The 16,443-nt window shown below is 34.4% G+C and carries 15 protein-coding genes; 12 read left to right on the top strand and 3 right to left on the bottom strand.

What is annotated here, in order from left to right; translation table 11 throughout:
• Position 1 precedes the first annotated feature (1 nt).
• The 11 genes from FYC62_RS03190 to FYC62_RS03240 all read left to right on the top strand — a co-directional run bounded on the left by FYC62_RS03190 (position 2) and on the right by FYC62_RS03240 (position 11,911).
• Complete coding sequence (locus FYC62_RS03190; RefSeq protein ID WP_149073888.1) at positions 2–913, top strand: carboxypeptidase-like regulatory domain-containing protein; 912 nt, start codon at positions 2–4, stop codon at positions 911–913.
• A gap of 459 nt (positions 914–1,372) precedes the next feature.
• Complete coding sequence (locus FYC62_RS03195; RefSeq protein ID WP_168199367.1) at positions 1,373–2,707, top strand: DUF3825 domain-containing protein; 1,335 nt, start codon at positions 1,373–1,375, stop codon at positions 2,705–2,707.
• A gap of 267 nt (positions 2,708–2,974) precedes the next feature.
• Positions 2,975–3,307 carry a helix-turn-helix domain-containing protein gene (locus FYC62_RS03200; RefSeq protein ID WP_205943767.1) on the top strand — a complete coding sequence of 111 codons (333 nt, stop codon included), beginning with the start codon at positions 2,975–2,977 and terminating at the stop codon, positions 3,305–3,307.
• Positions 3,300–4,955 carry an Eco57I restriction-modification methylase domain-containing protein gene (locus FYC62_RS03205; RefSeq protein ID WP_149073890.1) on the top strand — a complete coding sequence of 552 codons (1,656 nt, stop codon included), beginning with the start codon at positions 3,300–3,302 and terminating at the stop codon, positions 4,953–4,955. The genes FYC62_RS03200 and FYC62_RS03205 overlap by 8 nt, the downstream gene beginning before the upstream one ends.
• A 1-nt stretch (position 4,956) precedes the next feature.
• Positions 4,957–7,779, top strand: a complete 2,823-nt coding sequence (locus FYC62_RS03210; protein ID WP_149073891.1) for a BpuSI family type II restriction endonuclease — start codon at positions 4,957–4,959, stop codon at positions 7,777–7,779.
• Positions 7,776–8,981: a DNA cytosine methyltransferase gene (locus tag FYC62_RS03215; RefSeq protein WP_149073892.1), complete on the top strand. Its 1,206-nt coding sequence runs from the start codon at positions 7,776–7,778 to the stop codon at positions 8,979–8,981. The genes FYC62_RS03210 and FYC62_RS03215 overlap by 4 nt, the downstream gene beginning before the upstream one ends.
• Positions 8,982–9,145: 164 nt before the next feature.
• A complete protein-coding gene (locus tag FYC62_RS03220) occupies positions 9,146–9,586 on the top strand; it encodes a DUF4844 domain-containing protein (protein WP_205943768.1) in 441 nt (146 codons plus the stop codon).
• Between the two features lie 62 nt (positions 9,587–9,648).
• The gene (locus tag FYC62_RS03225; protein ID WP_149073893.1) at positions 9,649–10,050 is read left to right on the top strand and encodes a hypothetical protein; all 402 of its coding nucleotides are present in this window, start codon (positions 9,649–9,651) and stop codon (positions 10,048–10,050) included.
• Positions 10,051–10,238: 188 nt separating this feature from the next.
• The gene (locus tag FYC62_RS03230) at positions 10,239–10,964 is read left to right on the top strand and encodes a superoxide dismutase (RefSeq protein ID WP_039455209.1); all 726 of its coding nucleotides are present in this window, start codon (positions 10,239–10,241) and stop codon (positions 10,962–10,964) included.
• 10 nt (positions 10,965–10,974) lie between these two features.
• On the top strand, positions 10,975–11,373 hold the full coding sequence (locus FYC62_RS03235) for a hypothetical protein (protein WP_052177066.1): 399 nt from the start codon (positions 10,975–10,977) through the stop codon (positions 11,371–11,373).
• Between the two features lie 166 nt (positions 11,374–11,539).
• On the top strand, positions 11,540–11,911 hold the full coding sequence (locus FYC62_RS03240; protein WP_149073894.1) for a DUF2490 domain-containing protein: 372 nt from the start codon (positions 11,540–11,542) through the stop codon (positions 11,909–11,911).
• Between the two features lie 81 nt (positions 11,912–11,992).
• On the opposite strand, the gene FYC62_RS03245 is transcribed toward FYC62_RS03240, so the two are convergent.
• The 3 genes from FYC62_RS03245 to FYC62_RS03255 form a co-directional block, all read right to left on the bottom strand.
• Complete coding sequence (locus FYC62_RS03245) at positions 11,993–12,976, bottom strand: aldo/keto reductase (RefSeq protein ID WP_149073895.1); 984 nt, start codon at positions 12,974–12,976, stop codon at positions 11,993–11,995.
• Between the two features lie 34 nt (positions 12,977–13,010).
• Positions 13,011–14,288, bottom strand: a complete 1,278-nt coding sequence (locus tag FYC62_RS03250; RefSeq protein WP_149073896.1) for a hypothetical protein — start codon at positions 14,286–14,288, stop codon at positions 13,011–13,013.
• A gap of 128 nt (positions 14,289–14,416) precedes the next feature.
• Complete coding sequence (locus FYC62_RS03255; RefSeq protein WP_149073897.1) at positions 14,417–15,718, bottom strand: hypothetical protein; 1,302 nt, start codon at positions 15,716–15,718, stop codon at positions 14,417–14,419.
• Between the two features lie 173 nt (positions 15,719–15,891).
• Between FYC62_RS03255 and FYC62_RS03260 the strand changes: the two genes are divergently transcribed.
• A complete protein-coding gene (locus FYC62_RS03260) occupies positions 15,892–16,326 on the top strand; it encodes a DUF2147 domain-containing protein (RefSeq protein WP_317131512.1) in 435 nt (144 codons plus the stop codon).
• Positions 16,327–16,443: the final 117 nt, after the last annotated feature.

Raw genomic sequence — 16,443 nt, forward strand, 5'->3', positions numbered from 1 at the left:
AATGAAAAAAAATGAAATTGTAACCTACTATTTATTATTCTTTTTAATGTTTTCAAGCTCATGTTTTTCTCAAGAAGAAAACAAATTGCCTGTTCCCTCTAGTAAGAAAAATAATACCTTTAAAATTAAAGTTAAAGACACAAATGGCAAATCAATCGAATCTGTGTCAATTGTATATTTAAAACATAATTTAGGAAATTATACTAATTCAAATGGAGAAGCTATTTTGCCTTTAATTAACGATTCATTAAAAGTAAGTTGTATTGGGTTTAGGGACACAATATTTATGCTAAATATTTCAAAAGAAAATGAAAAATTAATTGTACTTCAAAATCAAATTCAACAATTGCAAACCGTTAATGTATTTTCAAATTCCGCTTTTAAAAATGAAGTTCTTTTGGGACTGGATGAATCCACAAATAATTTTTTTAAGCCTGGATATGGAAATCAAATTGCTATCAAAATTTACAATTCTAAAATAGGACTTCTAAAATCAATAAAATTAAATCACTTGAAAACACAATATATTTCAGATATCAAAATTGAAATAAAATCTGATGAAAATGGATTTCCTTCTAATAATTCTTTATTAACTGACACTTTAGTTTCAACAAAGAAGGGAAAGCGATTTACCGAAATTGAATTTTTAGATAATAACATTATTTTAGAGAAAGGTTATTTTTATATCGTAGTAACTCATTTAGGGTTAAAGAATTTTTCCGATGGAGATTACATTAAATATAAAGGACAGCCAATTGAGCCTTTCTTTTTGTTAACTGACCAAGAAAAAAATGAAAATACTTATTTAAATTATCTAAATAGAAAGTGGCGGTTATATCCAAAATTGATGAATGAAAATAATGGTAAAGAGGTTTCTAATGTTGTTTTTTCTTGTAAAATATTATATCCCTAAATAATCATATCGGCTATTGCAACTACTTATAACCGCAAGTTTAATCTATGCCCGGGCGAAGTGCTTTTACTTCCTTTACTGCAAATTAATTATGTTTGTACTTGGACAGAAAGTAGTGCTATAAAACGGGCACAAATTAAACTAGCCAAACGTTAGGCGATATTTCACCTAACGTTTGGTTTTAAAGTTCTATCTAAATTACCGCACAAGCTACATTTTGAGCCTTTGCATTTTCCACGCTTCCAGTAATAACTATACAAGTGCTTACAAGAAGAAACATCGCCTAACAATGGTTTTGCCGCAGGCGGGGTTTTGTGTTTTAATGATATTTTCGTTTCCATATAAAATTTTGTGTTAAGTTGATAAATTCGTTTTCAAAAATCCCGCCCGACAGCAAAGCCATCGGACGTTATGTGTGATTTTAAAAGAAACGACAACAACAACTTAAACAATAATATAATGACAATCAAGGTAGGAAAAGTAAAATACTTCAACCCGACTGCATTTCACGGAATGATTTCAGTTGAAGGACTTGACAAAGACGTATATGTAAATACTCAAGACATACAAGAAGATGCCACTTATCTTTTGAAGGATGAAGAAGTACAATTTGAACTAATTCCCGGAAAATTAGAAGATAGTTTTGCTGCTAAGAACCTAACGAGAATAAAGAAAAGACATACTGGGATAGTATTAGATTTTGACGAAGGAAAAGGAACAATAAAATGTTTTCAGAATAATGAAGAGTATTCTCTTTATTATAGAGATTTTGTTACCACTTCTTTAGAACCAGCTTTTGAACGGACACGAATAAAAATAGAAAGTGGTGACGAACTTGAATTTGATGCAGAAGAAGATGATAGATATGGGAAAAAGGCGGTTAGGATATTTTATGATGGACGAAAACCACTTGATAGATTTGCCGTTTTACCAAATTGGGAGAGTAAAATTGCCCTATTAGCTACCACTTCACCCGAACCGTGGGACTACTTGAATTCAGACCCTGAGAACAGATTTTTACCTGTCTTGTCTAATTATCTTTACTACACTTTTTCAAGGTTACGAAAAGAAGAACATTTGTACAACGAAAAAAGAATAGCAATTGCAAAGACAGAGTTTTCTTACAGAGACAAGGTAACTAAAAAGTCAATCAAAAAGGAAATTGAATGTGCTTGTTTTAATACTGGTTTAGCTACTAAACACCAAGAAGAAATATTTGCATATTTAACAAAGAATAGTAACAAAAGAACGAAAATTGACCCTGATTGGGTTTTAAATAAATTTTGCAAATCAAGTGACCCAGAAATGAGTGCTTTTTCTGAGAAACCAGAATGGGCAAATTATTTCAAAGAAATGGAAGACCATTCGGAAATTCTTTATGATACAACTTTACACCACGAATTGAAATATGACCATATTTTACGTGACAGACAAGAACGTTTCCCTCCAGAACTAAAATCTTTACCTGACAGCGTTCTGAAAGACCTGCTCGACCAAGGATTAGACAAGGCAAGAAAAAGAGTTAGACGAAATTATAAAGCAGCTGTTCCACATTATTATAATGGTAAAATTCAACTCTTGTTACCATTAAGCCTTCTTTCACAAGACAAGGCAGACTTAGCATTAGCAGTTGAAAAAGAAGGGAAAAGATATATTAGTCGAACAGTTTTAAAATTGGAATGGGCGTATAGTAATGCAAGACTTTTAGCAAAACCTGACAGAGAATGGTTAGACCCAGTAAAAGAAACAGATAAAAGTACGCTTGAAGACAAAGCTAAAATGACAGAAGAATAAAAACCCACACATAACAGCACCTACCCAAAAGTGGCGGTTCAGTGGTTAAATCAAGCTTTGTACTTCTATCAAAGTTTGTACTTGGTTGACAGTGAAGTGCTTCGAAATCGCCACCTTCGGGTAGCTGCAAAACGTTATCGCTCAGTGTAAAAAGCCAACCGCACAAATGGCACATTTGGTTTTTCCGACACACAAGCCAACGCTCAAAAACCAAAAGAGCCATTTTTTTCCAACGCTCGACAACCAATTGAAAATAAATTATTATATTTGACCAAATTTAGACAAGTACAAAATAAGACAATGACACTTGGACAAAAAATAAGAGAATTAAGGGAACAGGCTGGCCTTAAACAAAGAGAGCTTGCATATCAGCTTGGAATTGGAGAAGGTTTTCTAAGCAAAGTTGAAAATGACCAAAAACCCTTAAAGAGAGAGGATTTAACTAAGTTGAATGAACTCTTTAAAATACCGATTGAAGAACTTGAATCATTGTGGCTTGCTAACAAGCTTTACTCAATTGTAAGAGATGAGGAATCAGCCTTGACAGCTTTAAAAGTAGCTGAAGAACAAGTAAAATATAAAAGTCTAAAAAATGCTTAATTACGTTTGTGAACCATACAAAGAATTAGAAGAGGTCGTTCAAACTTTTGAGGAACAATTAGAATTGTTCTTTTCAAAGGACTTTGAGACTAAAACCAACAAGCCTAAACAAGATGAAAATTTAGGGCAAGTTTTTACATCTGCAATTCTTGCAAAGTTTATGATTGGTTTATTGAAAGAAAGCCTAAAACCTTACTCCTCTATACTTGATCCGTGTATTGGACCAAACACATTTTTTAAAGCAATGAATGAGGACTTTTCAAATTGTAATTTGAAAGGAATTGAAATTGATATTAGTCTAATCACTGAAGAAATTAAAAAGTTTTACGAAAGCCCAAATAGAACTTTAATCAAGGGCAGCTTCTTTGATTTTCCAATTACTGAAAAGTTTGACCAGATTGTCCAAAATCCACCTTATGTAAGACAAGAACTATTGATTGAAGGTGCAAATTCAAAAGATAGTATAAGGTACAATGTGTCTTCACTTTTATCAACAATTCCATCACAATCAAATTTATATATCTACTTTTTATTGAAGTCCATTTTGCATTTAAAGGAAGGAGGCGTAATGGTTGCTGTGATATATGACAGTTGGCTTTACAGCAGTTTTGGAAAATTTTTAAAAGAATCATTCCTTAAACTAGGACGTTTAGAAAGTATTTATCATTTCAAGAAAAGTGCTTTTGATAATGTAGAAGTAGGTGCTACCGTAATAAAATTTGTAAAGGATAATAATCATAAGAAATCTATATCATATATTCCTCTGAATGATTTGAACGATTTAAGAACTTACAATGGATTAAATGCAAATTGTATAAAACTAAAACAACAAGAGTTGTTGACTTATAGCTTCAATAATCAAAGTCAAATCAATTACAAGTCCAGCCTCTTTAAAGAGCTTAAAACAATTGTATCACAACCAATCCAAAGAGGAACATCGGCAGTAGTAAATAGCCATTTTATCTTCTCAAAAAATGAACTCCCTGAACTAAAACCTATTATCAAAGATGTTTCACGGATTAAAACCTACACCGTGAACGAAGAGAATGCTTACATTCTAGCAGTTAATGGCTCAATATCTAATGAAACTAAACAGTATTTAGAATCAGTTAAAAACGAAATTCTAAAAACACCTACTCAAAAGTTTATAGCAGTAAAAAGAGATATTGAAACTAAAAGAGATTGGTATAAAATCAATTTGAAAGCAACAGGTAATTTTATTTTCAACTATTATTTACGAAACAATATTGATTTCATTTATAATCCAAACAAGTTTTTGTCTTCTGATAACTTTTATATTCTCAATATCAAGAATAATGAGTTAGCTAATTTTGCAATTTTAAACTCATCTTTTACGAGATTAAATACACTAAGCAATTCAAGAAGTCAAGGAAATGGCTTGAGAAAAATACAGCTTTACGAATTTAAAGAAGTAAAAGTAATTGACGTAAATAAACTTTCAGAGCTGACTATAAAAAAACTGGAATTACTGGGAAAAGAATTGATGAACGTTAGCAGGTACGAAGACGACCAAAAGCACATAATTGAAAGTATTGATTTGTTGCTGATTGAAGAATACAATGCAATTAATTGCTCTTCATTAACGATAGACGTGCTAATTAATGAAATAAAAGAATACTTGAATTAAAATGATAAACCTTTGGTATAACTCTGATGAGGTTGCTGACTTTCATCCGCTTGTTGAGAAAGCACTAAACGATGCTTTGGTGAATGTTGGTTACAATAATATTGCAGAAGTAATTCACCACCCTGCAATTCCTAATAGCACAATAATCCCCGACTTTGCAATAAAATTAAAAGGAAGCCAACGTTACGTTTTTATTGTTGAAGTAAAAAGAACTCAAAGAGATGTTGAATCACAGCGTTACCAAAATCAATCACGTTCTTACGTAACCGAATTTGGTCCTCATTGGGAACCGAGTTATCACAAATACTTTTGTGTAACCAACATTGAAAGGTTGGTTTTGTTTGCGGACAGAAATGGTGTACCGCTGACAAGTTGTTTACTTAAAGGAAATCCACGACAACATTCGCTTTTCAATCCAGTTAATCACGATGCGACAGCATCGGTAGCAGAACTGCAAGCAACTTTTGAAAATATTTTGCCGAAAATATTCAATCGTGTACCACCAGATTGGGATAACAACTGGCAGCTTGTAATTGAAAGTTTTCACAACAACTATGTTGCGTTAAATAATTTACTTGGCTATCCGGAAGCAGTAAAAAAGGAGCTGACACTTTACGAGTTGTTCCGACTTCTTGCATATGCTTACTTGAAAGATTACTATACACAAACTGCAAATCCGAATGCCGCATATTTCCACAACTACCCACCAAACAACGCAACACTACCGCAGTTCACAAACAATCTTTCAAATAATTACAACAGAATAATACAATTGGATTTTCAGCAAATTTTTACTGATCACCCAAATCAAGGACAACGACTTTTCCCAAATAACTTTACTGCAAACTACTTGCAGTATTTCAGAGATTTAATTCAGTGCTTTATTCAGCACAACGCTAATGCAGTTGCAAACAACCCTTCACCTTCTTATATCTTTAATCTTCTTACTTCAAAAATTTATATCAGAGAAGAATTACACAGCAAGGGAAAAGTTATGTCTGATGCTGAGTTATCAAACTTACTTGCTACTCTTTGCATTGATTCTCCAAACGCAAAGGTTTTAGACCCAGGTTGTGGTGATGGTGCATTGCTTGATGCTGCATATGACCAGATAAGTTTGCTTGCCGCGACAGCTAACCAAGCTAAGACACACAACCAAATTTTAAATCAAATTGATGGGATTGAAATTGACCCGTTCCTTTCGCAATTATCTGCTTTCAGGTTGCTTTCAAAAAATCTTGCACAGGTAAATAACAATACGTCTGCAAACATTGTAATTGGAGATATATTTCATAACGCAAGAGCAAATCAGTATGATGCTGTTGTAATGAATCCACCGTTTTTGCGGAACGACAACCCTGATGCACCAATAACAGCAGCGGATAAAACCAAAATGAGAACTGCAATTACAGGGCAAGGTTTGAATTACTTTGTTGCAAATGCTTCACAGCCTAACCTCTATTTCTACTTCACTAATTTCATTTGGCATTATTTGCGAAACAATGGCAAAGCAGGAATTATTTTAATGACAAAATTCCTGAACAATGAAGACGGTGAACATTTGAAACAATTTATCTCTGACAAGGTTGAAGCTATCGTTTCTTATCCGAGAAAATATTTTCAAGAGTTTGTTGTAACAACAGTAATTGTGATTTTGAAGAAGGGAAACAATTCGGCAAATGTTTCTTTCGTAAGAGTTTCAGATGAAAATATTTTGCTTAATCCAGATAATCTGAAAGCGATACTTGCTTTGAATGCGGATACAACAACGGCATCTTACAAACTAAGAATTGTTCCAAGAAACACACTTGTTCCAACTACAAATTGGAAACAATATTTGAATGATAAAAACTATGACGATTTCTTAAACTTAAATTTCTTAGTTGATATTGACCATCATTTTGCTAGTATTGGAAGAGGCGGTGCAGAAGCTAGTGGAGCATCAACAATTATTTTTCCAACGTTTGACCAACAAGCCAACAATTTTTTTGGCCTAGGCAAACGCCTGACACCTGCACAACGAAACGCAGGAGTTCAGAGAACAAGAATTAATATCCCAGTTGGACTTAATCCAAGAGTAAGTTACGGTATTCAAAATAATTTTCACCGTAGGAATTATGTATTGAGTATTAATGATATTGAACTTGATAAAGCATTTCACTTTCCTGCAAGAGCGGATAGAAATGAAGCCAATGCTTTACCAGTTGCATTACAAGGCAATCAAGATTTGGTTAACTTCTTCGATCATTGCGTTGCTGAATTTGGTTTGCAGAAATGGGGAACGATTGTAAATGCAGCTTTCAGAAACACTATTAATCCAAAAATTTTAATTCCTAGAGCAGACAGGACAAAGCATTGTGTTTATTACAATCCACACAATCACAACTTAACTCTTTCAACAAATTTCTTTTACTGTAATGATTTGCGAAATCAAAATGCTAATGCAACTGATGAACAACAATACAAATTCATAACCGCATTCTTGCTATCAGCATTCGGACAAATTCAGTTTGAACTCAATGCAAACAATCAAGAAGGTTTAAGAAAATTGGAGGGTTTTCAAATCAACCGCTTCAAAATTCCTGACTTGACACAATTTACACAAGCAGAAATTTTGTCTGTTGTAGCAGCGTTTGATGCAATCAATATTGCTAATCCCGATTTTAGTGGTGATGAAGGAATAATGACACCAAGAAGAAATCTTGATTTAGAAATTGCCCAAATCATTTTTACTAGAAATAATTTGGGCTTTGCAAATGCAATAGCAATGACAGATTATTTTGAACTCTTTTTAGCTGACCTAGTAGAAGACAGAAGATTATGAAAAAAAATAAGATTAAAGTAATAGGTTTATTTTCAGGATGCGGTGGTTTAGATTTAGGATTTAAACAAGCTGGCTATGATTTGATATGGGCAAATGATATTTTGAAAGATGCTTGTGATACCTACAGATTGAACATAGGAGGCCACATTGTAAATGAAGATATTACAAAAATTGACTTAAATACAATTCCAAATGCTGACATAATTATTGGTGGTCCACCTTGTCAAGGCTTTTCAGGAATCGGCAAACGAGACCCTAATGACAATAGGTCTGCATTAGTGTATTCTTACTTAGATGTTGTAAACAAAGTACAACCGAAAATATTCCTTTTTGAAAACGTCACGGGTATTAAATCATCTAAAGCAGCAGATGGTTCAAAAGTAATTGACAACTTAAAACAAGCATTTGAGAACATCGGTTATCATATCAATATTTTCACACTTAACGCAGCCGATTACGGTGTACCTCAAAGAAGAAAAAGAGTATTTATAATTGGCAACAAATTAGGAGTTGATATTTCAGTACCACCACAAACCCATTTTGAGAACAAAGAGGGTAAGAGAAAATGGATTTCTTCTTTTGAAGCTATCTCTGATTTGGATTCACCAACAGAAAATGGAGAAACAAAATATAAACACCAGCCGAAAAATGAATATCAGACGTTAATGCGAAAAAATGCTGACAAAACAACATTACATATAGTTCCTTATTCTAGCCCAACGGATAAACAAATTATTAGCCACGTCAAGCCAGGCGGTAATTATATGGACATTCCTGATAGTGTTTCAACAAAAAGAATTATGTATTTCAAGAGCACTGGAGGAAGAACTACAACTTATGGAAGACTTGACCCTGAAATGCCAAATTATACAATTAACACTCACTTCAATCGTCCAAATATTGGTTGTAACATCCATTACGAAGAAGATAGAATGATCACTATTCGAGAGGGTTTAAGATTTCAGTCATTCCCTGATGATTTTCAACTGATTTCAAAAACTCAAAGAAATTATTATGTACAAGTTGGAAATGCAGTTCCTCCATTACTATCGAAAGCTTGGGCAGAACATTTATTAAAGTATTTAGAAGATATCCCCTCACCTAAAGCCATACACATTGCCAAGTCGCTCGAAAGCCAAACGCACAAGCCAGAACTTGTCAATGAGTATGCCTTTGCCAACGCAGAAAACCATACCGAATGAAAGAACACCGAAGCGATAACAGGCGTTTGGCAAAAAAGCGGGTTCAGTGCTTAAATGAAGCTTTGTGCTTCGTATCAAGTTTAGTGCTGGCAGAAAATTTAGTGCTTCGAAATCCGCTTCTTCGCCAAGCGCCAAACCGTTATAGGGCATTTTAAAAGACGACCGTGAAACAGACAATAAACATAATATTCGGACTGACTTTATTTCTTTTCACTGCTTGTGGACAAGGACAAATAAAAACACCTAAAAACGCAATGACTAAATTTGACGAGTTTAAAAACAAAGAAAAATTTCTACAAGACGACAAACTATTTTATCCAGGAATTGGCGACCCAAACCTAAAACCTGTTTTAACAGAAAAAATAAACCTTGCAGCAGACGACTTTAAAAAACTTGCTGACAAAGGAAATGCAACAGACAAGGAATATCAAAACGTAATAAAATTTGGACTTGACCGATTTGCTGACCTTTACTTACAACTTGACACCGAAGACAGAGAACGAGTTTGTAGTTACTTTGAAGAACTAATGGACATTGTAGGACTTGAAAGTTCAGACGGACACTTGAACAACTTTATGTATGGTTTTGACCCGACAAAAAAATGAGATGGTTTCCAATACATATTGCAATCAAAGACTTGTCATTTATGGTATTTTACTTTGTAATTATGAAATACGATTTGACAAATGAGACTTATCTGCCGGAAACAATTAGTAATTTTCCGGGAGCCCCAAAAATGACATTCGGAAATATGATAAGTGCTTCATTATTTTATAACATAATTCCATTGACTGCAAGTTTTTTGCTTTATTATCCAATCGTTTATTTAGCAAAAAAGTTGTTTAAGAAACAAAACATTTTATCGTTGATATTGACAGGTTTAACCTTGACAGCCACAACTCCAATTCTCTATTTTGCATTTAGTGAATGGAAACATAACGACTATTACTTAAAAACTGCTGAAATAATTGCTTGGACACTTTGTTTCATAGTTTCTATATCGACTTATGTTTTATTGAATAAGAATGAACGAAAATATCAAACCGAAAGTATCAAACTTAACGAATGACAAGAAAAACGCCCTATAACACGGGTTTTGCGTCAGGCGGGGTGACGTGCAAACTTGAAGCTTTGTGCTTCTATTCAAGTTCAGTGCAGGTTGACAGTTTTGTGCTCCGAAACCCGCCCGAACGCAAAGCCCGAAAACGTTATGTGCAACCCTAAAAGACGACAGTGCAAACATTAAACATATAAAAAATGGACAGAAAAGATTTTCTAAAAACAGGACTTATACTTGGCGGAGCGACACTTGTTCCGACCGCTTCGGCATTTGCCCAAAACCTGACCGAGAACACTATTGACAAGTTGGTTGACAAGGACGGCAACTTTATTCATCAACCTTTGGCTTATACAAATAATCATTTGGAGCCATATATGGACGAAGAAACTTTGCATTTGCATTATACCTTTCATCACGGTGGAGCAGTAAAAGGGGCAAACAAAGACCAGCAGATGATTAGAAAGGCATTGGACGACAATAACCTTGAAACCGTTGACTTTTGGACAAAGAAATTGGCTTTTCATCTTTCATCGCATATACTTCATTCCATATTTTGGACTAACCTCACAAACAAAAAGAGCGACCCAAAAGGCGACTTGCTCAAACGTATTGAAAAAGATTTTGGCAGTTACGACAAACTGAAAATGTATCTCGCCAAGACTTCCAAAGACGTTGACGGAAATGGTTGGGGAATTTTAGGCTATCAACCTTACACCGACAAGTTGACAATTTTACAATGTGAAAACCACGAAAAATTGACGCAGTGGGGAGTTATTCCGTTGCTCGTAATTGACGTTTGGGAACATTCTTACTACCTCAAATACAAAAACAAAAGAGCTGACTTTGTGGACAATCTTTTTAACATTATCAATTGGGACAATTCAGCTTACAGATTAGAAAATGCCCTAAAACTTACGAAATAAACAAGAAAGAATGAATTTTAAAAGAACGATAATATTAGGCATAGCATTTCTAATTTCAACATTAACTTATGCCCAAGAACAAGAGAAAAAAATAGAAGAAAATCCAAAATGGGATATTGGTTTAGAAGGTATGTTAGGATTTGCAGTAGGTAAAGACTTTTACGCATTTAATGTAGGTGGTCCAAGCCTAATGTTAAGACTGAATAACAATTGGAAACTTGGTGTTGGTGCTTTACCATCTTTCTACATAAAGAACGGAAAGACAGGTGCTAAACTTGGAGTTGCCCCTCGAATTGACTATAAAAACTTCGCTTTAATTGCACCATTTTTCCATTTCGACAGCACAGACGAATGGGTTTGGTCAATTGGTTTAGGATATAGATTTCACAGGAAAGATAAAGCGAAATAAAGGGTATGCACATAACATCGGTTTTGCGTAATGGCGGGTTCAGTGCTTCGTATGACAGTTTTGTGCTAAGTTCAAGTTCAGTTCTTCGATTAAACTTTTGTGCTAAAAATCCGCCACTACGCAAAGCCGAAAACCGTTATAGCCAATGGTAAGAACCCAACACGTAATGAAGAAAATTTTCCTGATTTTGACACTTTCCCCTTTTTCCTTGCTTGCGCAGCAAAGCGACATAGGAAACTGGTTTATCTACTTTGGTGACAAAAAGATAAACAATAGATTCAATTGGCACCACGAAGTGCAGTATCGAAACTTCAATTTTATCGGTGATACAGAACAGCTACTGCTCCGTACGGGCATAGGATACAATCTGACCGAAAATAACAACAATGTTCATTTAGGTTATGCTTTTATATACAGCGAACCATACACTGCAGGAACCGATGACAAGACCAATTTCAACGAACATCGTGTTTACCAGCAGTTTATTACAAGGCAAGTATTTGGCAGTGTAAGCTCCCCAAAAACTAGTACCGTTTAAAACTATAACAATTCACTTTTAAACCAAAAAAGCCAAATCACTTCTAAAATGATATGGCTTTGTATATGCTAACAAAAATATTTACCAAAGCTGGTGAACATCTGCTTTGATATAAGTATCATAAATGTGTTTAATGGCATCTTTTTGTTGTTGGGTTAAAGCTGGTGCGTCTTCCATTTTTAAGTTGTTTAATATTTGTTGCGGGCTAGAGGCGCCTGGTATCACACAGCTAATCTCTTCAAATTCTAATATCCATTTTAAAGCTAAAAGAGGTAAGTCATAATCAGGGAACTGCTTTTTAAGTTCTTCTACAGCATCCAAACCTTTGTTATAATCTATACCAGAGAAAGTTTCGCCTTTATCAAAAGCTTCGCCATTTCTGTTGAAAGTTCTATGGTCGTCTTTACCAAAAGTGGTTTCTTTAGTGAATTTTCCGGTTAATAAACCGCTTGCTAAAGGCACACGAGCAATAAGACCGATGTTTTTCTTTTTGGCTTGCTCAAACAAAAGCTCTGTTGGGCGTTGTCTAAAAATATTAAAAATCAGTTGCAGGCTGCAAACATTGTCAAATTCTATAGCTTTTAATCCTTCCTCAATTTTCTCTACACTAACGCCAAGATTTAAGATTTTACCTTCGTCTTTAAGTCTGTCAAACAATTCAAAAATTTCTGGGCGGTATAAAACTTCAGTAGGAGGGCAGTGTAACTGAATAAGATCTATTTTTTCTAGATTCATATTTTTTAAGCTGCTTTCTACAAAGTTTCTTAAAGCTTTTACCGTATAAGATTGGTTAATGTGTGGGTTAAGCTGGCGGCCACACTTAGTAGCCACGTAAATTTCTTCTTTTCTGGCTTTTACAATTCTGCCAACGGCTTTTTCACTTTCACCATCGCCATAAACATCGGCAGTATCAATAAAGTTAATACCCGCATCTATGGCGGCGTTTAAGATGGTATCGGCATTGTTGTGGTCAAATGTATCTCCCCATTTGCCGCCCACTTGCCAGGTTCCTAAGCTAATTTCGGAGATTTTTAAGTTTGTTTTTCCTAAAATTCTGTAGTTCATGTATAATTAAAATTGGTTTATCTTTTTGCTGGGTCTACTTTACTTGATAACGATAAATAGAGCGTCCAAAGTTGCCATTTTTATCCATACCTTCAATCACAATTTTACGCATACCTTTATCATCACTATTAAAAAACTCGAAGCTAGCTTTCCCGTCTTTATCGGTGTTTATAAAAGGGTTCCAATAAATGGTAGAACGTATATCTTGTGCTTGTAGGCTAGTTCTTGGGCCAGTGTATTTTGGTTGATAGAATTGTCTTTCTACCGCATAGCCTTTTGGTTTAATGGTAACCACATTGGTTGGGGCAAACAATTCTTTAATTTGAGCCTGTGTAGCAGGTACTTTTTTAATCTCTTTCATGATGATAACTAAAACACCGCTGGTATTGGTTCTTCTGTTGATACCAGATAAGCCATCGTTATTAAAAACCTGAACAGATTCTATCCCTTTTGCATCCAAACTATTAAGGTAAGCAATGTCTACAGGCATATCGTTTACATAAATTTCTACTGGTACTCTTATCCCTTGGTTATAAGTTCTGGTGATGAATAAATTATTATCTACGAAAGTAAGTCCGGATGAAACTAAACAGTTGACCAATAAGCCACCACAGCCAGTGAGCTGGTCGCCGGTTGTACTTCTATCAGCCATCATATTTAATCCAGATAGCGCAGAAAAATCTAAATGACTTTTTTTAGTTGTAGCAGTAGATTTTACAACAACTTCTCGTAACATGAGCGAGTTGTTATTTATCATTTTACTGTTTCTGAGGTAAGTATTTAAAGTGCTATCTATATTTAAAATATCATCAGCAGCGTTTACATTGGCATAAACTGCGGGGAAAGCTTCGCCATCAACTTGAATTCTTAAATCTTTAGAGTTAAGGTTGTTACGGGCATTCACAATTACCTCGGCAGAATCTTTAAAAACCATATTACTGAATTTAAATTTACCTTCAGCATCAGTTAGGGTGGTGGTAGAATAGTATTTCTCTGGAATTTGCAAAAGCAATCGGCCTTTATCTAAAGGCATACCATTACTTTTTCTGATGGTTCCGGTAATATCAATACCCTGCTCTGGTAAAAAAGTTAAGTTTGGCGCTTTATCAGCAATAATATCTTTATAGCTAAACCTTCTGTAGCCTTGGGTAAGCATCAATAAATCTAGATGAGCAAGTTTTTGATCATCCATTTTATGGAAATAGTAATTAGGTTTTTCTATATAACCTTCTAGGTTAGAGCTTAGCAGTAAATTGCTGTAAATGGTGGTTTCGGTATCTTCATTTACAGGAACTTTGGTTTCATCTATCACGGCAACAGAAAAACTTCCCTCGGCAATTTCAGTCCCGCCGCTATTGGCAATGTTTACTTTAACTTTTTGTCGGCTATTATAAGCTTGTAAATCTGTATTTACATTGATTTTTAAATCGTCATTACGCTTTAAAAAATGATACGCTCGCTTAAAGGTTCTCCGGTTGAGGAAATCAAGGTAACTTGTAAAATACCGGTTGGGAATTTGTCTTTAGCTATTTGGCCAGTAAAAACGGTGCTTTTTAAATTACTTTGGGCTGCATAATAAACCACACCGGCACTTTTAGCAATGATGTAAAAAGTTTTATTTAAGTTTTTATCTACATACTTCTGGTTGGCATAAATTTTTAAAACCAAATTATCATCGATGGTTTTAAGTGCAATACGCATGCCTTCTGCTTTAACCTCTGGTAGAGGGATGGTTTTCTGGTTACCATCGGCAAAAGTAACTTTTGCCTGATATTTTTTATTTAACTCTGGTACAAAAGTGAATACACCCATACCTAAATGCTGTGAGGTAAATTGAGCTATCTCTTTACCGCTTTCATCCAAAATAACACCTTTTGAATGGATACCTAATCCGTCTGATTTTATCGCTTTAAAAGCAACTTGTGTAGGTATACCATCAATTAACTCTCCTCCTTCAGGAAAAAACTGAATATCATGTTCTAGCAAAGCCGTTTTTAAAGGGAAAGAAGCCTTTAAATTGGTAATGCTATTGATTTCTACTGTGGTAAAAAGTTCGCCACGGTTAATGCCAACTTTTGGCGAAGTGCTTATTTCTATGTTTACAAAGCCTTTATCATCAGTAGTTTCCCTGCCTTTGGCAACACGTTCAAAATCTGCCATAACTTCCCAGCTTACCTTTTTATTGATGATGGGCATGCCACGGTCATCTTTAAACTGAATTCTAGAGTTTATTTTAATGGCTTTATCTGTAAAAGTGCCTTTATAAGCAATGTTGGTATTTAAGTTTTTATTGATAGCATCGCCAACAACAATGTTTTTGCTAAATAAGTAAGCTTGGTTTTGGTTGAGCATCCATTTGGTATAGGCTCTAATGCGGTAATTACCTTGCTTATAATTCAGGTAATTTAAAACTAAGCTTCCTTGGGCTACGCTATTTTTTATGGGTAATTTTAAACTTTCTACCAAAGAGTCTTTGCTATTGATGAACTCGACATGTAAAACTTTACTTAGCGGCGAAGGCACATGCTGCTCTAGGGCAACATAAGCTTTAAACCAAATGGTATCGCCAACAGCATAATAAGGTTTATCAAAATGCAGGTGTAGTTTTTCTGCCGGATAGGTTTGATAATGTTTAGCAGTTTTTTCTAAAATATCTTTTAACGGTATTTCTGTTTGCGCCAAAGCGATAGCTACTTGGCAAAAAGAGAAAAGGGAAAGCAGTACGATTTTAATTTTGTTCATCAGGAAAATTATAAGCTAAAACAAAGGTTAAATATAAAGATAGCAGCTATTAAAACAGGATGTTTTAACATTTTTTACATTACTATTTATTTCTGAACAATTTTGAAACGATTTTGTAGTTTATGAGAGAGCTTAATTTTTAAATAATAAAACCAGTTTTAAACCGGCATGAAATGATGAGGAAAAGTTTATTCGTATTTACACTATTGGTAGCAAGTTTAAGCAGCTTTGCCCAAAATGCTGATGCAATTATAGGGAAATGGTTAAATAAGGATAAAAATGCGCATATCCAGATTTTTAAGAAAGGAAATACCTATCTTGGTAAGATAGCTTGGTTAAAAGAGCCTTTAAATGAGGCTAATAAACCAAAAGTAGATGTTCAAAATCCGGATGTAAATTTAAGAACAAGGCCAATTCTGAATTTAGAAATTTTACAAAATTTTAAATTTAATAATGGTATTTGGGAAAATGGTACAATTTATGATCCTAGATATGGGAAGACATATAGTTGCAAAATTTCTTTAGAAGGAAATGATAAGCTCAATGTTAGAGGTTTTATAGGTGTCTCTTTGATAGGAAGAACAGATACCTGGACCCGAGTAAAGTAAACTCCCTACATTTTAAAATACAGTTATGATGCCTCATTCCTTCGGGTTTGGGGCATTTTTTATAACATCATTTTTACACAGGTATAGTAATTGTCTTGTATAACCTTAGTAACGATA

It is taken from the genome of Pedobacter aquae, assembly GCF_008195825.1.
Lineage (GTDB): Bacteria > Bacteroidota > Bacteroidia > Sphingobacteriales > Sphingobacteriaceae > Pseudopedobacter > Pseudopedobacter aquae.

Excerpts from the sequence above, each read along its gene's own strand:
- FYC62_RS03235 (WP_052177066.1), top strand. The coding sequence starts at position 10,975 with ATGAATTTTAAAAGAACGATAATATTAGGCATAGCATTTCTAATTTCA.
- FYC62_RS03240 (WP_149073894.1), top strand. The coding sequence starts at position 11,540 with ATGAAGAAAATTTTCCTGATTTTGACACTTTCCCCTTTTTCCTTGCTT.
- FYC62_RS03245 (WP_149073895.1), bottom strand. The coding sequence starts at position 12,976 with ATGAACTACAGAATTTTAGGAAAAACAAACTTAAAAATCTCCGAAATT.
- FYC62_RS03205 (WP_149073890.1), top strand. The coding sequence starts at position 3,300 with ATGCTTAATTACGTTTGTGAACCATACAAAGAATTAGAAGAGGTCGTT.
- FYC62_RS03215 (WP_149073892.1), top strand. The coding sequence starts at position 7,776 with ATGAAAAAAAATAAGATTAAAGTAATAGGTTTATTTTCAGGATGCGGT.
- FYC62_RS03210 (WP_149073891.1), top strand. The coding sequence starts at position 4,957 with ATGATAAACCTTTGGTATAACTCTGATGAGGTTGCTGACTTTCATCCG.
- FYC62_RS03225 (WP_149073893.1), top strand. The coding sequence starts at position 9,649 with ATGAAATACGATTTGACAAATGAGACTTATCTGCCGGAAACAATTAGT.
- FYC62_RS03260 (WP_317131512.1), top strand. The coding sequence starts at position 15,892 with ATGATGAGGAAAAGTTTATTCGTATTTACACTATTGGTAGCAAGTTTA.
- FYC62_RS03190 (WP_149073888.1), top strand. The coding sequence starts at position 2 with ATGAAAAAAAATGAAATTGTAACCTACTATTTATTATTCTTTTTAATG.
- FYC62_RS03195 (WP_168199367.1), top strand. The coding sequence starts at position 1,373 with ATGACAATCAAGGTAGGAAAAGTAAAATACTTCAACCCGACTGCATTT.
- FYC62_RS03255 (WP_149073897.1), bottom strand. The coding sequence starts at position 15,718 with ATGAACAAAATTAAAATCGTACTGCTTTCCCTTTTCTCTTTTTGCCAA.
- FYC62_RS03230 (WP_039455209.1), top strand. The coding sequence starts at position 10,239 with ATGGACAGAAAAGATTTTCTAAAAACAGGACTTATACTTGGCGGAGCG.